This is a genomic window from Paenibacillus sp. B46(2026) (assembly GCF_056786355.1).
Genome location: NZ_CM165907.1, coordinates 6141954 through 6163374 on the forward strand (window position 1 = coordinate 6141954; position 21421 = coordinate 6163374).

13 protein-coding genes are annotated in these 21421 nt (G+C 44.3%); all 13 read right to left on the minus strand.

The window, feature by feature from the left end; all coding sequences use genetic code 11:
- Window positions 1-196: 196 nt before the first annotated feature.
- Entirely contained in the window at window positions 197-1399 is a 1203-nt protein-coding gene (gene metK, locus AC1S8V_RS27235; protein WP_105600112.1) for a methionine adenosyltransferase, read from the minus strand.
- Between the two features lie 255 nt (window positions 1400-1654).
- Window positions 1655-1927, minus strand: a complete 273-nt coding sequence (locus AC1S8V_RS27240; protein WP_482071475.1) for an alpha/beta-type small acid-soluble spore protein — start codon at window positions 1925-1927, stop codon at window positions 1655-1657.
- 148 nt (window positions 1928-2075) lie between these two features.
- Window positions 2076-2642: a hypothetical protein gene (locus AC1S8V_RS27245; protein WP_482071476.1), complete on the minus strand. Its 567-nt coding sequence runs from the start codon at window positions 2640-2642 to the stop codon at window positions 2076-2078.
- A gap of 131 nt (window positions 2643-2773) precedes the next feature.
- The gene (locus tag AC1S8V_RS27250; protein WP_482071477.1) at window positions 2774-5356 is read right to left on the minus strand and encodes a hypothetical protein; all 2583 of its coding nucleotides are present in this window, start codon (window positions 5354-5356) and stop codon (window positions 2774-2776) included.
- 223 nt (window positions 5357-5579) lie between these two features.
- Window positions 5580-6995, minus strand: a complete 1416-nt coding sequence (ltrA, locus tag AC1S8V_RS27255) for a group II intron reverse transcriptase/maturase (RefSeq protein ID WP_482071478.1) — start codon at window positions 6993-6995, stop codon at window positions 5580-5582.
- Window positions 6996-7175: 180 nt separating this feature from the next.
- Window positions 7176-7316, minus strand: a complete 141-nt coding sequence (locus tag AC1S8V_RS27260) for a hypothetical protein (protein WP_482071479.1) — start codon at window positions 7314-7316, stop codon at window positions 7176-7178.
- A gap of 134 nt (window positions 7317-7450) precedes the next feature.
- The gene (locus AC1S8V_RS27265; protein WP_482071480.1) at window positions 7451-10384 is read right to left on the minus strand and encodes an Ig-like domain-containing protein; all 2934 of its coding nucleotides are present in this window, start codon (window positions 10382-10384) and stop codon (window positions 7451-7453) included.
- A 586-nt stretch (window positions 10385-10970) separates the two neighbouring features.
- Complete coding sequence (locus tag AC1S8V_RS27270) at window positions 10971-11312, minus strand: hypothetical protein (RefSeq protein WP_482071481.1); 342 nt, start codon at window positions 11310-11312, stop codon at window positions 10971-10973.
- A gap of 192 nt (window positions 11313-11504) precedes the next feature.
- Window positions 11505-15446, minus strand: a complete 3942-nt coding sequence (locus AC1S8V_RS27275; protein WP_482071482.1) for an S-layer homology domain-containing protein — start codon at window positions 15444-15446, stop codon at window positions 11505-11507.
- Window positions 15447-15611: 165 nt separating this feature from the next.
- Window positions 15612-16739, minus strand: a complete 1128-nt coding sequence (locus tag AC1S8V_RS27280) for a glycosyltransferase family 4 protein (RefSeq protein WP_036667762.1) — start codon at window positions 16737-16739, stop codon at window positions 15612-15614.
- 414 nt (window positions 16740-17153) lie between these two features.
- Window positions 17154-17912, minus strand: a complete 759-nt coding sequence (locus tag AC1S8V_RS27285) for a WecB/TagA/CpsF family glycosyltransferase (protein WP_482071483.1) — start codon at window positions 17910-17912, stop codon at window positions 17154-17156.
- Window positions 17913-17919: 7 nt separating this feature from the next.
- Window positions 17920-19101 (minus strand): polysaccharide pyruvyl transferase CsaB, encoded by a 1182-nt coding sequence (csaB, locus tag AC1S8V_RS27290; protein WP_482071484.1) that lies wholly within the window; start codon window positions 19099-19101, stop codon window positions 17920-17922.
- Window positions 19077-21098, minus strand: a complete 2022-nt coding sequence (locus AC1S8V_RS27295) for a DUF5693 family protein (protein WP_482071485.1) — start codon at window positions 21096-21098, stop codon at window positions 19077-19079. Before AC1S8V_RS27295 ends, csaB begins: the two co-directional genes overlap by 25 nt.
- Window positions 21099-21421 lie beyond the last annotated feature (323 nt).

Sequence of the window (21421 nt, forward strand, 5' to 3'; positions counted from 1 at the left end):
AGACCTCTTTATGTATGTCGGTTAAATGTCCTATTTTTTTTAGGATTGACAATACATTTATAATGACTGCTGTTATTAATCACATCCCCTTCTAAGATTCCAAATCGGTTCTTTTTCTCAAATCCGGAACAGCACGTGCTATAAACAGCAAAAAACCCCGAATCCTAAAGATTCAGGGTCTAACAACTGATTTCAATTACAGACCTGCTTGTGTTTTAAGCAAATCTACTTTGTCCACTTGCTCCCAAGGTACATCCAGGTCTGTACGGCCAAAGTGACCGTAAGCAGCTGTTTGTTTGTAGATTGGGCGACGCAGATCCAGCATACGGATGATGCCAGCCGGACGAAGATCGAAGTTGTTACGCACAAGCTCAACCAATTTCTCTTCGCTGACTTTGCCAGTTCCGTATGTATCCACATTAATCGATACCGGGTTGGCTACACCAATCGCGTAAGCGAGCTGGATTTCCACTTTGTCTGCAAGACCTGCAGCTACAAGGTTTTTCGCTACGTAACGAGCCGCATATGCTGCGGAGCGGTCTACTTTTGTCGGATCTTTACCAGAGAACGCACCACCGCCGTGACGTGCATAACCGCCGTAGGTATCTACGATGATTTTACGTCCAGTGAGGCCAGCATCTCCCTGAGGTCCGCCAATAACGAAGCGTCCTGTTGGGTTGATGAAATATTTAGTCTGCTCATCCAGCAATTCAGCTGGAACGACAGGCAAGATTACATGTTCTTTGATGTCTTTTTGGATCTGTTCCAATGTAGTCTCTTCAGCGTGCTGAGTAGACACAACGATTGTATCCACACGTACCGGCTTGTCACCGTCGTATTCAATCGTTACTTGCGTTTTACCATCCGGACGAAGATATTCCAATGTACCATTCTTACGCACTTCCGCCAGACGGCGTGCGATACGGTGGGATAATGCAATTGGCAAAGGCATGAGTTCCGGTGTTTCGTTCGTTGCAAAACCGAACATCAGACCTTGGTCACCTGCACCAATGTTTTCTGTTTCACGAGCGACTTGTTCCGGGTCACGGTTCTCAAGCGCTGCGTTAACGCCTTGGGCAATATCAGCGGACTGCTCATTCAGAGAAGTCAGAACTGCACAAGTGTTATAATCAAAACCGAACTTGGCACGTGTATAGCCAATGTCCTTAATTGTATTACGAACGATGGACGGGATGTCCACATATTCAGAAGCTGAACTGATTTCACCGATGACAAGCACTAAGCCTGTGGCTACGGAAACTTCGCAAGCTACGCGAGCATTGGGGTCGTTTGCAAGAAACGCGTCCAATACGGCGTCTGAGATCTGATCGCAGATTTTATCCGGATGTCCTTCGGTTACAGACTCCGATGTAAATAGATGCCGGCCTTTAACAGACATGAAGTTTCAACCTCCCATAACTAGTAGTATGGCGATTGCCCGAACAAAACATGACAGCGATTCGTTCACTGTACCCTCGAAGCTTTCCAAAATGGAATAAGGACGCAGGGTCCGCAGTACCGAAGATAAGGATTTTTCAGGTAATTGCCTCAAACGAAAATCAACCTTTCCCTAGTGGAAAAGGTTGCATACCTCAAGTGCCATCTTAACGTATTTGTCAAGACGTGTCAAACGAAATGGGGTAAGGAAAATGCCCTATAAGTGCTGTTCTGCCTGGCGAATTAGCCTTTTGGTGATCTCTCCACCAACGGATCCATTCTCGCGGGAAGTCAGATGTCCCCACCCTTTGTATTGCCCATAGGAGTGGTTACTTACTTCACCCAGTTCAGATCCAAATTCTGTATCCGCACCTGCCAGACCTCTGCCACCATAACCTACATTGAGACCAAACTCTGCAGCAATCTCATACTTCATCTGATCAAGCATTTGACGACTTTCGGGTACGACTCTGCGATTGCTTCTAGCCATGGTTCCTGCACCTCCGTTAATTGGTTGTCAACAGTTATAGAGTGAGCAGGAACAAGGCGGGCTAGCCGTATTAATGTTTGTTAGAACTGGGTAATCTGAGCAAATGAAATGCATGACTAATGAATAATTCTTTTAACAGAATCACAACCTATTTCAGAGTATATCCACCACGAACCATTACGGTTAGGCTATATTTATTTCCTTCCAATACCATGATCCCCCGTCCATCTCTTGGAAAAGAGAGCAGGTGATTGGTCGGCGCTGCCTGTCCATTCGTCAGGTCAATCCCGTCCGTCAGATCAGCTACACCATTCGTACCTTCACTGACGATCACAGCTTTACCGCTACGTACAATGAACTCCGCGCCAGACTTGCCGATCAGCTGTTGACCCGGCTTCACGGTTACGATCTCAACGGCATCCGAAGCGCCTGAGACCAATGGAGGAAGTGATGCATCTCCACCTGTGCTACCTGAGTTTCCGGTTCCGGTAGAGCCGTTACTGCTGCCAGATGAGTTGCCAGAACCCGTGCTAGCGCCTCCACCCAACACTTTTTGAATCTGCTGGTCTACATAGCTCTTCGTTACAACCGGATCGTCTGCTGTTCCTGGCTGACTTGTGCCTGCACCGATGGCTGTATTGCTGTATACCGACCCAATCCACACGCCAACACCAATGGCGAGCGCAGCAAGGGATACTTTCATATAAGGTTTCATGTGAATCATTTTCCTCCTCTGGTAATCTATTAACTTTAACTATAGAGAAAAAATAGGGATGCGACAAGCAAAACCTCGTATCCGTTGAATTGGAAACGAGGTCTTAAAGTATGAACTAATGCTTATTGAGGTTACTCTTCTTCTGGAAGTCTAGTACGGTCATATCCAAAGACTTGTTCCGCAAGTTGAATACGTTGACCCTGGAATTGATCGTATACCGTTAAGCGGTAAGAACCTCCACGTAATTGTTCAAAGAAAATATCCTCGACGCTCCAACTAAGGGTTTGCTTCGTACCTGTTTTCACATCAGTTCCCAAAACCAATTCTTTATCAAACGACTTACCCGCCTGGTCCGTCAGTGTAAGCAACAATTTGTGCTCATTCTCCCCCATCTCAACATCTTCATCCCGAGATAAATTGTAGTTCATCTCTACTTGTAAAGACGAACTTCCAGCAAGATATGCACGCACGCTATTTGCTGTCAACGTATATGGATATAAATCAATATTCGTTAAGTTACCTTGAACGCTAATTGAAGTTGGTGGTACTTCAAATGCCAGAGCATTCACATAAGCAGTCGCTTCTGCTTCACCGGTTACAAACTTACTGTCCGCAATGCCTTCACCCACAATTAGGCGCATATCCGAGAACATAACCGTCTTTGGAACCTTGGCCCAGAATGTCACAATCGATTTCTGACCAGGTCCTGAGAGACGCTCCGATTGTTTCGCGGTAGCGCGGTAATACTGGCCATCCGACGTTTTGAAGTACCCCACCAGTTTTCCTAGCCCACTTTGACGTAATGATTTATTCGTCATTTCAAACTCGGTATATACGATATCCGATGACGTTCCAGGGTAACGAATTGTTCTGCGCACACTCATTTCGGTCTCTTTATCCGCAGTACCAGAGGTGTATGTCTTGCCAGTTCCAACATACGATACCGGTGGAATTAATCCGGACGTATTTAACGTGATCCACTCATTCGTCTCTTCTTCACTAACTTTCTCGTTCAGACTTAGTTCCAGACGTCCCATACGTAATTCAGAAGGAATCTTGGTCAAAAGGTAAGCCTCGGTAGTCATGCCCGCTCCAAGTAGCTTGCCACTTTGTGTGTAGATCAGCTTTTTGTCTCCATCAATTTGGGCAGAATCAATCGTAAACATCGCTTCTAGCTCAGGAAGTTGCACCGTTTTGTTACCTGCATTACGAATGGTTACTTTTGCGGCAATAATATCACTATCGAGCCACGGCAACCGCTGTAACGATCCAAAAGACACACCAAATGTACCTTTGTTATTCTTAATGACCGTCTCCGTCGTCAATCCATCTCCGCTGGATACCGATTCAGGAATCGCGTAGACACCTACAGGATAGGAGAAGACAAATCCATTCGTTGGAGAAGACGTTGTGGATTCTGTGCTTTCACTTTTGTCTACGGGACTCATCACATACAGCTTGATCTTGCTTGTATCACCATCACCCTGAAGGGTTGCACTGAACTTAATTGTCTTGATATCGCCTGGGTTCAACTTCAATGTCTCCAATGCTTTGGTTTCAATCGGATAGACAGTTCCGTCTGTATTCCGTACTTCGAAGGTATACGTCGGCACCTTAATGGCTTTCTTGCCTTCATTCTTGAGCTTCATTTGAAGGTTAAGACTATACTCACCATCATCGATTCGGACTTTAGCGGATTCAAGCAATGTGGACAGTCGTTGTCCTTCAACAGAAATGATATTCGGTTGATTGGCAGCGACTTCTACATTCGTTTTGCTCGCTTCAGGCAATTGTAACGCAGCAACAGGAAGAACACTCTTCTCTTCCCCCTGTTCCTCTACAAGCAACAACTCAGACTTTTGCAGCTTCACTGATGTAGGAAGAGATGCCAGCAGGCTAAGCGCCTTGTTGGCCTGTGCCTGAATGCTGACATTCGTACTGTCTTTATCCGGAGTTAACGGATAGTTCGTACCACTTGGCGTACGCATGATCCATTTGATATTCGGATTTTCAAGTAACTTATAACTGATATTGTTTAAATTCACGCCAATTTTCACATACTGATTCTTATCTTCACCTGGAAATACTTTAATTCCTGATACTTTAACCTTCACAGCAGAATCGCTTAGACGAACCGTCTTCGGTTTGCCTACAGGTGTGGTAATGCTATAGGATGCGGGCACATTAAACTTACCCAGCGTACGTTCATAGTTAGCTTGACTGAAATCCCATTTCACGATGAGGAAGTTCAGATCACTCAGTTTCACTTCGCGACCCACTTTCATGACATAGGTCAAGTCAACTGTTGATCCAGGCGCGACCGTTTTCTTTTCCTGATCCTTAGCAATCAGTTTGGGTGAAAATAGCGTTCCGCCTTTTGTCTTTACCTTGCTCCAGTAATCGAGCATCATCATTGGGGTGCTGTCATTGTTCTTGTAAGACAATGTATACGTAACCACATTGCCATCGTCCTGCGCCAAGATATTCACATCTGTTATTCTTACGGAGCTTCGTGCTGTTACTTTAACAGCTGACAGGTTACCGAGTGTATGTACAACCTGTTTCGTGGTTGTTGTCGATTTCTTCGATGTACTGCTATTTGAACTGGTGGTAGCCGTTTTATTGGTTGTGCTCGCTGCCATGGCAATGCCAGCCGTTGAACTGATCAACATTGCACTCGCGAGCAAACTCACATACATTTTCTTTTGATCCACTTCCAAACCTCCCATAAGTTGCTTGTTGCATTTATAGTATAAACGTTTGGAAAGAGGAGAAAGTTACGATGTTGTTGCCTCATATAGAAGAAAACTATGCAAATAGCACCTACTTTGTTCGTTGTACTATTCCAATAAAATCGGGTAGGAGGCTACCCATTAGTTGAGTAGCCGACCTCCCACACCACCGTACGTACCGTTCGGTATACGGCGGTTCCTAAGTTTACGTCGTGACTTGTCGGTAATAATCAGAAAAGAATATAAATCCGAGGGTTTTGAGGCTATGGTTTCCGAGGGACTTGGAGAGGACAGGACTGTTGGATATTCTCCAATAGCCTTTTCTGGTGTTCGCGTATTCCCATGCCTGCTGAACCTGGATTCCACGTGCTTTCAGGTTTTCAAACCGGGTCCTTACTCGCTTCCATTGTTTCCAGTAGACCATACGAATTCGTCTTCTCATCCACGCATCCGTGGTTTGCATCAGACTTTTCATATCCGCTATCTTGAAGTAGTTTACCCAGCCTTGAATATAGCGTCTAAGCTTTTTGGCTCGGGCCTCATTTCCTTCTCCATTGCTCCGCGATGTCAGCTCTTTGATTCGTGCTTTCATCCTCACCATCGATTTGGGGTGGATTCTGACACGTGCCTCCCCTTTACGATGATAGAATGCGAAGCCCAGAAATCGGATTTTCGTTGCCTCGTCCACAACGGTTTTCTCCCGGTTCACTTGGAGAAAGAGTTTTCCCTCGATGAAAGGCAGGATATGGGCCAGCGTTCGTTCTGCGCTCTTTCTGCTTTTGCAGAAGATGAGCAGGTCGTCTGCGTAACGGACAAACCGGTGCCCTCTGTTTTCCAGTTCCTTATCCAATTCATTCAGCATGATGTTGCTCAATAAGGGACTCACATTTCCTCCCTGCGGTACGCCGATTTCGGTTTCCTCCATCTGGTGCTTCACCATGACACCCGCCTGCAGGAACTTGTGGATGAGCGAGATGACGCGTCCATCCTTCATCGTTCTCGACAGCACTTCCACCAGCTTGCTTTGGTTGACGGTATCGAAGTACTTTTCCAAATCCATATCGACGACATACGTGTATCCTTCCTGGATGTTAACTTGACTTTTCCGTATGGCATCCTGTGCACTCCGTTTGGGACGGAAACCGTAGCTGTTCTCGGAGAACTGCTTCTCATAAATTGGCGTGAGTATTTGGCTTATTGCTTGCTGAATGACTCGGTCCACGACCGTTGGAATGCCCAGATTTCTCTTCTTTCCGTTCTCCTTCGGTATTTCTACCCTTCGAACGGGATTCGGACGATATTTCCCGTCCAGGATCAATCGCCTGAGTGTCTCTCCGTTTTCTTGGAGATAGAGCAGAAGTTCATCTACTTTCATCCCGTCGATCCCATGAGATCCCTTGTTCGCGTTCACTCTCTTGAACGCTTCGTTCAAGTTGTGTCTGCTTACGATGTGCTCAAGCAATCTTTCCTCCGACTCGTTTACGTTGGTGCTATCCGTTTCAGCGATCCTCACAGGAACGTACACTCTCGCATATCCTTCGTGTTCCGCACTATTCTTCTGCGCAGAGCCCTCCGATTCCGAAGGTTGGCTGTACTTTTCTCCTCCTTCAGTCCCTTTCATTGACCCACACCTCCTTAGGTTCTGCCCTTCCGCAGGGTGTTGCAACACCTTGCGTACTATGGCGTCTGCTGACTTCTCATGATAAATCTTGTTTCAACCGTGATTCGAAATCCATCTCTTCACGTCCATGAGACCTCCCACGGTAAGACGACTCACTTTCCTTCCATATACCCGCACCATTTACATGGACATGTCCGTGTAGTTATTGGACTTTGCTTTGTTATGCAAGCTCATCCCATGTTCCATGCCTGATGATGTTCGTGTTCCTCGGGCCGGAATTTTGCCGCCAGCTTCCTTCAGATTCCACCTCGCGATGGACACCCTTGCTCTTGGCTAGTGGTTGGTAACTACAAACCCCCACAGCGGACTTTCACCGCCTAGTTAGTCGCCATGCATGGCGCACATAAAAAAAAGACTGTCAATAGACAGTCCCTTTAATTTGAAGCAAGTATAGATTAGTTTTGAATCAGTGCAGAATAGTAGGAAGTTGTTCCACTTACTACATTTCCTTCGATATCTCTCAGGAACTTCGCAGTTGGGTTCACACGAACTTTGACAATTTTGCCAACTTTCTCGGAAACGTCTACTGTTCCATCAACGATCACGATTTGTACTACGTTTGGAGTAGTACCTGCTTGAATCGTGAAGTCAGTTAACGGTTTCAGTGTAGTACCATCAACAGTTACGTCGAAGTCATACACTGCAGTTGCGAAATTAGTTGCATCAATATTTTCCGAGAAGTATACGGAAGTTGTAACAGTGTTGCTCGCCAGAGTTGCTTTTTGAGTAACGCTGGAGATTGAAGGTGCAATCTCGTCTGTTACAGATGCGTTAGGTACAGCTGTTGTGAATTTCAGTCCAGCTGGAGTAACCAGGTTTTTGTTAGCCAATACGTTGATTGTAACTGGAACATTTGAACCGTAAGTACCGTTAGCGTTCAGCTTGGAGCTGTCGGACAGGGTCAGAACTGCTTCATCGTCGTCTACAGTCACGGAAACAACAGACAGTTTAGTAGTTCCAGCATATACTTCGAAGTCGCTAGTGGAAGCCGCTTGAATTGTTTGGTTGAAGTCTACTTTGATTTTGTTAGTAGCTGTTGCGCGAGCACCAGCATCAAGTTGCAAAGCTTGTTCAGAAGTTACAGTCTCATCTTGTACCAAGTTAGCCAGTGTTACTCCACCAGCGCTTTGTACGTTAGTTACGCGCACTTTAGTGATGTCGGACGCAGTCACGCTGCTAGGGAATACGATGATTACCGATTTCCCGTTAGAGCTGATTGTCAGGTTCGCACCGCTAGGCAGGGATTTCCATACTCCACCTACTTCGTAGAGGTATTTAGTTTTATCCAGAGCACTGTAAGTTCCAGAAGTTGCCATTGCTTTATCAAAGCTTACAACCAAACGGTTGTTAGAAGTGTAGTAGGCACCTGTCACGTCTGGAGCAGTTACTTCTCCAACTTTAATAGTTGCAGAGTATGGCAACAATACATTTTTCAATGTTGTGCTGTCAGATACATTGTTGATGCTCAGAGTGTAAGTTTCACCTTCATCCAAAGCTTCGAACAAAGTGATGTTTACTTGTTTACCGTTGTCAGACAATACTACGTTTTTGAACTCGGAAACAACGTCACCGTCACTATCCTTGATCACATAGTTGTCAGCATCAGTAGCTGTATCTTCATCAAGAGACTTAGTGTACTTAACGATCAATTCGCTACTGGAGTCTTCAGCCAATTTTGCACTAACTACTTCAGGACGAGTTTGGTCAATAACAGGGTTCACAGTGATGCTGCTGCTGCTAGCGATAGTGTTTCCGGAGTAGTCTTGCACGCCGGATACAAACAGGCTAGTGGAGTAGATCAATTTGTTATCGCCAACAAATGTGAATTTATAAGTATCGTCAGATACTGCTTCGAAGGAATCAGCAGTTCTCTTAGCAGAACCTTGGTTCCAGTACACGTTACCTGCAGAAATTGTAGAAGGATCTACTGGCTCACTGAATTTCAAAGTAACTGTTTCGAAGCTAGCACTCACTACAGAAGCGATTGTAGGTGCAGCTGTATCTTCAACAACGTTGTATTTGAAATCTTTAGAGATGGACAGCAAACCAAAATAATCAGCTACGCCATCAACAGTAATTGTATGCTCGCCAGTGGACTGTGTGCTGTACAATTTCAGGATTACAGTGTTACCAGATACATCAGTAGTACCTACAACTGCATTACCATCGATTTTGAAGTTATTAGCATTAACAGTGCTTTTCACTGGCTCACTGAATGTAATTTTAACTGCTTTGTTACCCAGAGCTTCAACTGTGTTTGCTACTGGCAGAGCAGCATCAACCGGAGTAAAAGCAACATCAGAAGCAGTGATCACAGTAGAACCTGCACGTACGTTAGCAACATCAAGAGTGTATTCTTTTTGATTTGAGAAACCTGCATCAGTTGTAGATTCAACTGTCAATGTTACAGTCTTTTTGTCATCAGACAAAGCCGCACTTTTAACTGTTACAGCAGTACCTTCATCAGTATCGATTGTGTAGTTGCTCTCGTCAGTTGCAGTTGTTTCATCAACTTCACCGTCGAATGCTACTTTCACTTCACGAAGGTTATCAGCGGATACTGTTTGCAGCTTAGTTGCAGTAGTTACAACATAAGTTACTTTTTCAGTAAACTCTTTATCTTTGTAAGTGAATTTCACTTCAGTTTCTTTGTTAGCTTCGAGAGCTTTATCCAAAGTAACTTTAACGGATTCACCGTCGCTGATTTTGAAAGTAACAACTTTACCTTCTTCGCTTACTTCATAAGAAGAAACTTTAATGTTTTGAGCTTCATCGATAGAGTAAGCTGCACCTACCAACAATTCGCGGGAAGCATTACCAGAGAAGTTAGCGTTAGCGTCGATCAGACCTGCGTTGATCGCTGCTTGAACATAACCTTTAGCCCATGCTGCTGCATTGTTGTTAGTTTCTGTTGGGATTTCAAGATCAAGTGCACGAGTCAAGATTGTAGCCATTTCAGCTACTGTCACTTTACCGTTGAAGTCAAAGATTTTTTTCTCTACATTTTTACCTTCCATGATACCAGCAGCAGTTACTGCTTCGATGTAAGGTACAGCCCAGTTTTTAGCTGTGTAGTTTTGGTCGTTGTAAGAAAGAGTTCCTGTGATCTCTTTCAGACCAAGCAATTTAGTGATAACTTTTGCGAATTCAGCGCGAGTCATCTCTTTGTCAAGACCAGCAGATCCATCCGGATAGCCGTTGAAAATACCTTTTGCTTTCAAAGCATCAAACTGTTGTTGTGGTGTTACTGTTGTATCACCGAATGCTACAGATGCAAACATAGAGAATGCCATTGCTGTAGACAATGCTACGGATAAAATTTTCTTCATAACCTTTTTGTCTCCTCCTTGGGCGTTCATAACATTGGAATTTTCTTTAATAGGGTCGCTCGTGTTCCTCATACTATTGTCGCACCCCCTTTCCAGAGTCATGAGCAAGTTAATATAAATGATGTCTGTGAGCATATCACAGAAACTTGTAAACAAGGTTAGCAATAGATCCATACGAAAATAGAGTAGTTTCCTAATCCTACCTTACGTATTATACAATGGGTCTTCCTTGCCGTAAAGCAATTTTTTCTAAAAAATAGACAAGATTCTTCACGAGGTCATTCTTGGTAAGTTCCCCAATGTTTTTGACTCTACATCTTAAACGCAGCGGATTTAAAAAAGTTGCGGATTCCTCAAAAAAAGTTTTGAACTTATTTATGTATTGATGCAGCGCGGGTCTTTAATGCGTTCAAATCCTTTATTGCGGCGGTACTCTCACAACTTTTCTGAATTTCTTCTATATCTGGAATGTTGTGAACGTTTATTTATACCCGTTATTATCGACAATGAAGCGACAAGTTTTACAATATTGAAAATAAAAAAAGAGGGCCGATGAGGCGCCTCTTGCTAGATCCATTTCTATAACTTATCGAATCTTCATAGCCAATTCGATAATCTGAGCTCGCATATCCGGATCGCTATTCAGTCTTAGATACATATCATCAATTGGTTGTCTGTTCTCACGGTATGTCTTCTCATGTTTCATTGTCGTATGAGACCATTCAATCAATTCATTTTCGGCCAAAACCAGATTGTTATACGCATCATGAAAACCGGTGGTCTTAACGAGACCTTCCATGACTTCCTGGGAAACTTCCTGTGTCTTACGTGTATCTTCCAACTTTTTTTCCAAAATGACTGCCTGCTTCTCGAACTGTGTCTTTGCTTTCATGTAGCCCAGCTGGGCTCTTGAATATATCGGTTTCATTAGCTAACTTCACCCTCTAGATCATTGTTTATTTATCGTTATTGTATCTTAAACTCTAGCAAATTACAAAAATAGTTATTGGTAAAAAATATAATCCTTCTATTATAAAAGTACTCTTTAGCATTATAAAAGGACCTGCCCTATAGCACAAGGGACAGGTCCTTCCAATGATGTACAGATGATCTAACTCAATTAACTCAAGTTTTTAGGGAAGAGCTTCGTACTCTTCTTCAAGAGTTCTACTGCGATCTTGGATGCCTCTGCACGAGTCAAGTTCCCTTTAGGATTAAACTGGTACAATGGTTTGCTAGAGCCTGCAACTGTCACAGGATTCCCTTCCATGATTTTTTGCTTGTTCACTGCCTCAATAGCAGGACGAGCATAATAATCAATTGCTGTGGAATCTGTAAATGATTTTGCTAATTTGGCAGACAATTTACTGTCATTTGCAGACAGCTTTAAGCTCATTGCTCGTGCAATCATCACCGCTGCCTGTTCACGGGTGACTCTTTGATCAGCTCCAAAGAAGCCGTCACTGAGCCCTTGTATAATACCTGCACGGGCAGCCGTCTCAATAGAAGCATAATCCCATGTCGTTGATGTTGATGTCGGTACGATATCGTAGAACGTTTGATTGTTATCATAGTTCAATGGCAGACTCAGACCTTTAACCAGCAGTGTTGCAAACTCTCCGCGTGTTGTCTGATCATCCGAACCGAACTCGTTGTAACGAAGGTTGTTCATGATCCCTTTGGAGTATAGTGCATTCAGCAGGTTACGACCCCAAGGGTGATTGGTGATGTCTGTGTAACTCTTGCTCAATTTCATTACTTTGTAATATCCAAATTCATCAAAAGGTACGGTGATGGTGTGTTTTTTTGTATCCACTTCACCACCGATATTTTGCCATACTCCCTTATCCGTATATTTGAATACGGATATGGTTGACCCAACTTCATCAACAATTGTTGAATCATAGTTCAATTTCAGCGTTCCGCGATTGGATGGTACCAATTTGCGTTCTGCTGGAATCTGGGTGAAGTACAACTGATCCAAGTAATAAGGAGGCAAACCATTTGTACCAGCTTTGTAGCCAGTATTCCCTTTATTTCCTTGCTCACCTATTCCACCATTAATCCAGTAAATATCCGATACTAATGTAAAATTGCTTGTATTCAAGGTGGAGTTAAAGTACAGAACCAAATTATCTGGGATAATAATTGTACTTTCTCCATTTTCACTTCTTCCATCAGCGTTAACATTGATGATATTACCATAATCATTTCTGCGTTCTACTACGCCATCTTTTGGATCCGCAATACCAAACAACAATTTATTGTCCGGATAAAATTTGGTTACTCCCCCTCCAACTTGACTTGCAGACTGTAGCAAGGTTCCTTTAGGGAAAGATAACTCTAAATTTTTATTGAACACACTGTATTTGGTAGCTACTTTCGGTGCCATGTATTGACTGTCAATCGTTGCAGTGCTTGTGTAGTAGACACTAATTACATCATCAATAGTGCCTCCATCACGAATAACTTGAATTTTAATATCTGTCTTTTTATCGGCTTTAAGACCTACGTAGTCGTATACAAACCGATCTTCAATATCCGAACGAGGGGTTGCTGGTTCTTTGTCAATAAGTACCTGTGTTGCTCCCTCCGCTTCAATATCAAATCGTACAAAGTTTTTGTTTACTACAATCTGGTCTCCTACAGTTGGCTGTGGAGCCAAGATACGGTAGGAAGATGCTTCACGCAAAATTTCAAGACGTTGAGTTGATCTCGCACCTGTACTGTTAATCAATTCAAGAGTATAAATATGGCTGCCCGGTGCTTCGAATTCTAGATCTTTGATACGAAGAATGAATTCATCCTGGTCCCCAGCATAATCGAAATTATAGCTTTTCCCATTAAAAGAGAAAGTATTCGAGTATCTTGAGGCCGTACCGTTTTTATTCATATCCGGAAAATCAGTACTGGTAAACATCTGGTCAGATCCAAACTTCAAATTAATAATCTGCGCTCCCCCACCACGAAGAACCAGATCGTAAGTCTCTTCACCCGTTACATATTTATCGGTTCGATATGCAAATTCTGGTGTTACCGAGAAAATATTAGACAATTCCGTTTTCGTATACTCTGATACCTCATCATGAGTAAATTGCTGACGTGCATCATTCGGTATCAATACCGGCATAAAGGCATCAATATTCGATACGTTGGAATCAATAATGTAAATGCGCAGCTCTTTACGAATCTCGATGAGATTCCCTCCTGCATCAGCAGAAGTCCCCGTTAAAACAATAGTGTTTTCACCATAGACAATTGGACCTGCACGATCAATGGGGAAGTGAAGGTTAAAAGTGCGTATCTTCTTCCCATTGCTGTCCTCATCAAGAGGTAACCAAGTCAAATCTCCGCTAACATGCTGATCAACTCCGTTTACAAATACTTGAGCACTAAATTGGGCATCATCAATTCCTTCAAATCCAATATACTGTCCAATAACGTCCAGGTTATTCGATTCTGTGTTGGAGTTAAACGTGTAGGTTTGTCCATCATACAGATTGGATACATAAATATAATTTTTGGATGAATAGGATATGCTCGCATTATACGAAGAACTAGCACCAGCAAAGTTAAATTTAACCTGTTGCTGACCTGTTGCAAAACCACTGATTTTCCAAACCTGTGTCTTTCCATCCGTGCTCTGAACTTCCATGCTTAATTTCTTGGTTGCTAGGGGGAGATATGCCCCTTCAAGCACAGCACCTGCAAGATCAGTATCCGATTCAACCATAATGTAGAATTCAGATTCCTCTACTTGTGCACCACTCAACGAAACCTTGGACACAACTTTGTCATCATAATCCGGGAGGTAATACATGTTTGTAATCAATTTATCCCCAGGAAGATACTTGAAGTTCCCTGTAAACGTTGCTGTAAACGTACCATAAGTCACTGTAAGAGAAGCTCTTTGTTCTGTTTGAATATCACCCGTACCGTCAACATTCTCCGTACGGAAGTCGTATGCGGACGTTGTAAATGTAACCAACCGGTACATTGGTGTAACACCATCCGGCCCTGGAATAATTACTTCAGGTTCAGTTGTCGATACTGTGGGAGTTAAAGTTGTCGATTTATCTATATTGTTCACACTAACTGTTCCTACCGATGAAAAAGAACTTGAACTTGCACTGTAAGGAAGCAGCATTTGAACTGCAAAACTTCCCTGTTTCCCGCCAGATTCAGATGTCAGCGTCGGCTTATTATCAACGATGGAATATTTGCTGCCTCCATGCACCACTTCCAGTTTACTAAAAGGCTGTTCTGCATTGTAGTAATACGCATTTCGTTCAATCGTAATGGAATCGGAAGCATTACTGATTACGAATTTGACCGAGTTCAAACCGGACTTCAGATTCATCTGAGGAGTAAAGAACTTTCCATCATCAAGTAATGAAGTGAGCAGCGGAGTTTCCCCGTTAACTGAAACCGTAACCTTAGTTGCATTCTGAACTGCACCCTGAACGGAAACAGACTGCGTTGTAACAACTGTCTGTGCGCCCTCATTCATATTATATGAATTGGTACCGGAGAAAACTTCCAAACTTTCAACAAACGGTACTTTATCATATAAAACATAGAACGTTTCTGATCTTTCAACACTACCTTGGTTACCGTAGAAGGTAATTTTATTAAAGCCTGAGAATAGGTTCAAGTTATTCGCTTCAAATTTATTCGAAGATGTTGTACTCGCAGTTACAGTACCTGTTGTAAAGTGTGTACTATCCGTTTCCCAAACTGTAGAACCTTTGGACACCGAGTTAAGTTGTTCAATTTTGACACTCATTGTATCTTTTGATACATAAGAAAACGTACCTGTGACACTAAGAGTTGGATTTGTTGTTTTGTAAACATTATCACGGCTTAGCGTTGTGCCACTCGTTGTGAGAGACAGTCCTGAGGTCTTACTCAAGCTAGAAATATCTGGAATGAAATAGGTAGCTATAGATTCAGGTCCACCCGCAGCGGAAACCATGGCCCCACTGAACAGGCCCTGTGGGAACAATGTGAGCACCATGGTGACCAACATGATCCAGATCAACGGCCGTTTCTTTTGTTGCATTACGTATCATCTCTCCTCTTTTTAAGTCAGTTACCTTTATATATCGGCAAAAGGTTCCAATTATTTAGTAAAAATCTCAAAATAAACAAAAAACCTTATCCACAAGGGACAAGGTTGGGTCTGGAATAATATTCAAGAATAGCTGTAACCATTACATTTATCTATTTATGATTTCGAACGAGTCTCCGGATTCAACTTGACGCGCATGCGCATCAGGAAGTTAATAACCGGTCTTCTCGTTTTACTAACAAGTCCGATGACTTCTGCTCCCACCTGGAGGAAGAACATCATGATACAGATGACCACGAACGTTACCCAGTTCGCTTCGAACATGGCAGCGGAAGATTGGATAATCGCCAGAACTCCGAAGAAAGCCGCAATTCCATAAATGATCAGTACCGTCTGACGGTGACTGAATCCAAGTTCACGCAAGCAGTGATGCAGGTGACCTTTATCCGGTGCGAAAATCGGTTTCCGCTGTACCGCACGACGGATAATCGCGAAGAAGGTATCCGAGAGCGGCACACCGATAATGATCAGCGGTGTAATAAAGGACACGATAGCAATTTGTTTGAATCCCAGCATGGACAGCATCGCCAGAGAGAAACCAAGGAATAGCGATCCGGTATCCCCCATGAAGATCTTGGCTGGGTGGAAGTTGAAAAACAGGAATCCAATGATGCTACCCAACAACACAAGGCACATCAAAGCGATCATCATGTTCCCCATCAGGAAGGACATTACGGCAATGGTACCAATTGCAATACCAGATACACCGGCAGCTAGACCATCCAGACCATCAATCAGGTTAATCGCATTCGTTACACCAACGATCCAGAAGATCGTCAGGGGAATGGATACCCAAGCTTCGAGTGAAGAGTAGGAATCCTGAAACGGAATGTTAACGAAATCTACCCGGATATTAAATCCGAATACAACGACAGAAGCAGCAACGATCTGACCAAGCAGCTTCACTTTGGCCGATAGTTCAAACCGATCATCGAGTGCGCCGATCAGTACAATAATCGTTCCACCAATCAGAAACGCACTTACAAAACTCATGTCCCGAGTTGTGAACCATGCAGATACAAACGGAAGCAATGCAGCTACCGTAATAATAAAGGCCAGGAATATTCCCAGACCGCCAAGACGTGGCATGATCCGTGTGTGTACTTTACGTGCATTCGGCGTATCCATCGCGCCAATGCGGACTGCGAACTTTTTGACAAGTGGTGTCAGGGCAAGAGCCAGTCCCATTGACACGATAAATCCAATGATAAAGATCGCTACCATTTGAACATTCGACCCCCAATTATAATACCTGTACGAAATTATAAATCCCCTGATCTCTTTTTATATAAAAATTATTTGTTAGTCACTTTTGATGAAAAATGCCATTTGCAGCAGAACGGAGAGGGCAGAAATAACCTGTAGAAGCGAAGCGTTCGCCTACAAGCTTTCTGAAAGAAAGCTACATCGTAAGCATATGCTATCGCGGGATTTCAACCTTGCAAAGGTGGATAAAAGAAATCCAGAGATAACAGCGATCAAAAGGTTATTCTGACATCGAAGTGGCCGTATGCAACAACTTCCGTTTTTCATGGAGTGGCACACATGTAATCCGGAATGAATTATACGCTCATCACACCCGAAAAGCCATCCTCAATTTCTAGCAAAAACACGCATTTATCTCGCAATTACCTGTTTTTAACGGGCTTTCGTCACGTTTTCTTTGTCACGCATCACCTTAACAGCGAATTTCGGGAGCGCAAGCATCCGGCCAGCCCGGCTTGGTTCACGCAATAAGCGATAGAACCACTCCAGTCTTAACTTTTGAAACAGAATAGGCGCACGTTTGGTTTTGCCCGAAATCACATCAAAGCTGCCGCCAACGCCCATGGTTACGGGAACCTGTAATGCATCTTTGTGCTTATGAATCCACGGTTCTTGGGTGTCGGCCCCACGTGCTACAAACAACAGATCAGGTGCCGCTTCCCGAATGGAAGCGATGACCTGTTCATCCTCAGCCGGACCAAAATAACCGTCGCGATAACCCACAATTCGAATCGCCGGATACTGCTGTTGTAACCGAACTGCCGTTTCTTGAATCACCTCAGGAGTAGAACCAAGCAGATATACGCCCCATTGATAGTTTTCTCCAACACGCAGCAATTCATGTAAAAGCTCAAATCCGGGCACTCGCTCAGCTACAGGATCTCCACAATAGTTTGCAGCCCATACGACACCTGTTCCATCAGGAACAATCAAATCCGCAGCTTGCATGACTTCCATGATTGCGGGATTTTCCAATGCGGCCATAACCATAATCGGGTTGGCTGTGATGACCTGGTGCGGTTGCCTGGACAGCACAGCTTCCTGGAGAACCTTTACCGTTTCTTTCATCGTCAGTTTGGAAAAAGGAATGCCGTAGATTGAAACGGTAGGTATTGATCCAGTCTGACTCATCTTTATCTCATCCTTTGCGGCCTAAATAGTTAATAATCTGCTGTGCAGGCACTCTGGCTTCCTGCTTCAGTTGGGTGATGCCTTCTTCATGTTCCTTCAACCACTGCGAACGTTGATCCAGCAGTCCAACGACAGTCTTGGCGAGCTTGTCGCCATCGAGTGTATCCGTATTGCCTGCCGGTTCACTATCCAGACGAAGCAGGAATTGATCGATTTTCGGATCATACGAGATGCCCACCGGAGGCACATACTGCGAAGCCGCATAGATCAGACTGTGCAGACGCATACCGATGACGAGATCACACTTGCTGACTTCCTCCAGCATAAGCTGAGGATCGGTCAGATCCGGTGTGATGCTAATCTCGCTGCCTTTGCTGGTCACGTCACCGAGCATTTCCATAAGGAATCGTGATGCCTGTTCATCAATCGGCAAATGAAATGGCAGAAAACGCAAGTGCACGGCTCTTTTGGAGCACAGCTTTTTCAATCCGGCAGCAATAGCAGTAAGCTCCTTGCGGTCTGACTCCCAGAACCTTACCGATATGCCGATCACAGGAAGCTTGGTATGTCCTCCAGATGAAGGTTCCACCCGATTAGCTTGAGTAGCAACATCTGCTGAAACAGCACCTGCCCCACTCTCCACTTTTGCTTCAGGTAATGGCAAGCCCATTACTGGGTCGGGTACGACATGGATCTGATTCCACTGTAACCCGAGCCCACGCAGGTAGTCTGCAGATTGTTCATCCCGAACGGATACATAGGTGCAGGCCTTAAAGACCGATTTGATCATTGGATTAAAAATTCTACGCTTCACAGGGCCAATCCCCTGTGCATAGATAAACGTTGGTTTTTTCAACCACTGGGCCAGCTTGATCACACCCAGATAATAAGGAATGGATTTCAGTCCGGTTGCATCTTGCAACAGACTTCCTCCGCCACTGATTAGTCCGTCGCTCTCCTTGAGCGCTTCACGGACTTCCTTCAATTTCATACGATGCACGGAGCGTACACCGTACATGGAGGTTGTCCACTCGGGATCACCCGAGAGTACAATCGGTTCAATGGTGACGTTCGACCTTTGACTTTCCTCTTCCAGCGCTGTCAAAATCGACTTTAGCACCGCTTCGTCTCCGCTGTTGCGGAATCCGTAATACCCCGAGATGACTAACTTTTGAGAAGTGGTGACCATTTTTTCCAACATCCTTCCGCTACTTGCCACACACCCACAGCAATGATACCGAAGATTAAGCCAAGTCCCAATCCCATCACTCCACGAATGAGTGACAATACAGCCGGTGTATGAATATGCGCGAACGTATCCACCATGGACAATTGTCCAATCGCTGCAATAATGAGCACAAAGATGACTTTACGATATTTTAAAGCGGCGAACACGCCAACGATAAACAGCGGGTGTCCCAGCACAAATTCTTTGAATCTCGGCCGCACACCGAACGTATCTTCCAACGTGGTACGCAGGAACATCTCGAATGGTGTTACTGCACCCGAGTTGCCTGTACGGGTCAAATAATAATAACCAACCGCGGCAGCAAAAACACCTAACACAACCATTAATACATTAATCGGTGTACGCAGCAGATCCTTGACTTGCTTGACAGAGAACGAACCTGAGCCACGGTAAAACACAATATAGATCGCTACCAACGCCATAGGTGCAAAGTGCAACAGACTTACGCCACGGAACTGGTTAATGACCAGACTGTACGTAATACTGTTAAGCAACGCGATGACAAAAGGTACCGCCAGGAACGACAGAATTGACGTTCTTACATATAACACCAACGTTTGCTTCAAACGACGACCCGCAGATGCGTTTGGTTGACGCTGTTGCTGGTAGTTCACTGTACGAACAGCCAGCACCATCGCTATGGTCGGCGCAGCTATGGCCACAAGCAAGGCAATTCCTTGCTCCAGCAGAGTTGGTTTCAAAAGGAACAATCCGGCACTGCCCACCAGAGCAACTACAAATGTGATCAATGTCAGTAGTGGGATAAAATAAGAAACCATAAGTGCAATCATGGCAATTGCACCAACAAGAGCAACCAGCTTGGCATAACGCTGAATCGAAGAATCCTTAACTGTAAATGCTTCAGCTTGTCCTAGCTCGAATCCATGCTTCGCCATGCGTTCTACCGCATGACCCGGCTCACCCAGGCTGTTGATCAGATTCTCAATTGGATCTGTAATCATGGCCTTGGCTGTATTCCGGCTAGGGGAAGCATTCATATAGAGCATACGAATGTTGCGATCCTTGGTTGCCAGAACAAAACGGTCAGCAATGACATCGACGTCCAAGTTGGCATCACCGTCACTAAGCGAGTACAGACGCGTAACGTTGTAATCCGTTTTATACGCAAGGGTCTGGAATCCAGACTGCGGTTTCTTCAAGTTCTCGATGGCTGCAAGACCAATATTGTGCTTGTTCAGCAACTGTGCGAACTGGTCGAGACTTTTCATCTCTGCATTATCATTGTACCCTTTCACAGCATCACCATCAAACAAGATACGCTTCACGCCATTTTCTTCGAAGAAAGTAAGCAAGCGCTCCATCGATTCCTGGCTGTAAGGTACACTGTCTGAAATCCGCGGCAAAATGTAGAAACCCTTATCACGCAGCATCTTCACGGCAACCGGATCGGGCTGCAAAGGCTGCATGTTGGCATTCTCCGGAGGAGTCTGCAATATTAAGCCGCTACGACCTTCATATTCCCATGGTACTACCGGAATCTGCCGATCAGCGAACGTTTGTTCAATTATAGGGGTATACGTCTGTGCGTTTTCCTCCGATGTAAATAACACATACGTGTAATTTGCATTAGAAGGGATCACATCTTTGGTCAGGTTCGCGAGGTCCTGGCCGTTATATACCATTAGTCGGCGTGTCTTTCTCAGCTCGTCCAATGTACTTTCGAACACAGCCATGGTCGTTACGCCTGCGTCTTTCAGACGAGTCAATTGTTCATTCATGAAATCTTGTGGATGTGCCTGATAGGCGGAAATATCCAGCAGACCCCGATAGTTGAAGACAAGCTCCACCTTATTGGCAGAAGATTCTGTCTGCACCCGATCACTGATCACAGGGATGGACGCAACCAGACCGATAATAACGACGAGCCACAACCACTTCCGAGAAGCGTTATTCCAATAAAGCCATTTTTGACGCACTACATGTACCTCCTCAAGTGTTGGAACCAAATGCACGTTCAGCTCAAGTAATTCGTTCATTTAACATTCATACATAGATTACAAACAGCTTGTGTCAACAAGCCCTCTTATATGCTATATAGATTGAACTAAAGCATTATTTACACTTGCCACTTCGATGACAGAACAACCTTCCGATCGCTGTTATCCCCCGATTTTTTTGATTCACTTTTAATACAGGTGAAAATCTGGTGATAAAGGCGAACGTTTCACTTCTTCAGGTTATTTCTGCCCTCTACGTTCTCGTGTAAATGTTCAGTTCAATTTATATAGATCCATCTGTA

Coding starts and splice junctions, on each gene's coding strand:
- metK (WP_105600112.1), bottom strand. CDS start 1,399: ATGTCTGTTAAAGGCCGGCATCTATTTACATCGGAGTCTGTAACCGAA.
- AC1S8V_RS27240 (WP_482071475.1), bottom strand. CDS start 1,927: ATGGCTAGAAGCAATCGCAGAGTCGTACCCGAAAGTCGTCAAATGCTT.
- AC1S8V_RS27245 (WP_482071476.1), bottom strand. CDS start 2,642: ATGAAACCTTATATGAAAGTATCCCTTGCTGCGCTCGCCATTGGTGTT.
- ltrA (WP_482071478.1), bottom strand. CDS start 6,995: ATGAAAGGGACTGAAGGAGGAGAAAAGTACAGCCAACCTTCGGAATCG.
- AC1S8V_RS27265 (WP_482071480.1), bottom strand. CDS start 10,384: ATGAAGAAAATTTTATCCGTAGCATTGTCTACAGCAATGGCATTCTCT.
- AC1S8V_RS27270 (WP_482071481.1), bottom strand. CDS start 11,312: ATGAAACCGATATATTCAAGAGCCCAGCTGGGCTACATGAAAGCAAAG.
- AC1S8V_RS27275 (WP_482071482.1), bottom strand. CDS start 15,446: ATGCAACAAAAGAAACGGCCGTTGATCTGGATCATGTTGGTCACCATG.
- AC1S8V_RS27280 (WP_036667762.1), bottom strand. CDS start 16,739: ATGGTAGCGATCTTTATCATTGGATTTATCGTGTCAATGGGACTGGCT.
- AC1S8V_RS27285 (WP_482071483.1), bottom strand. CDS start 17,912: ATGAGTCAGACTGGATCAATACCTACCGTTTCAATCTACGGCATTCCT.
- csaB (WP_482071484.1), bottom strand. CDS start 19,101: ATGGTCACCACTTCTCAAAAGTTAGTCATCTCGGGGTATTACGGATTC.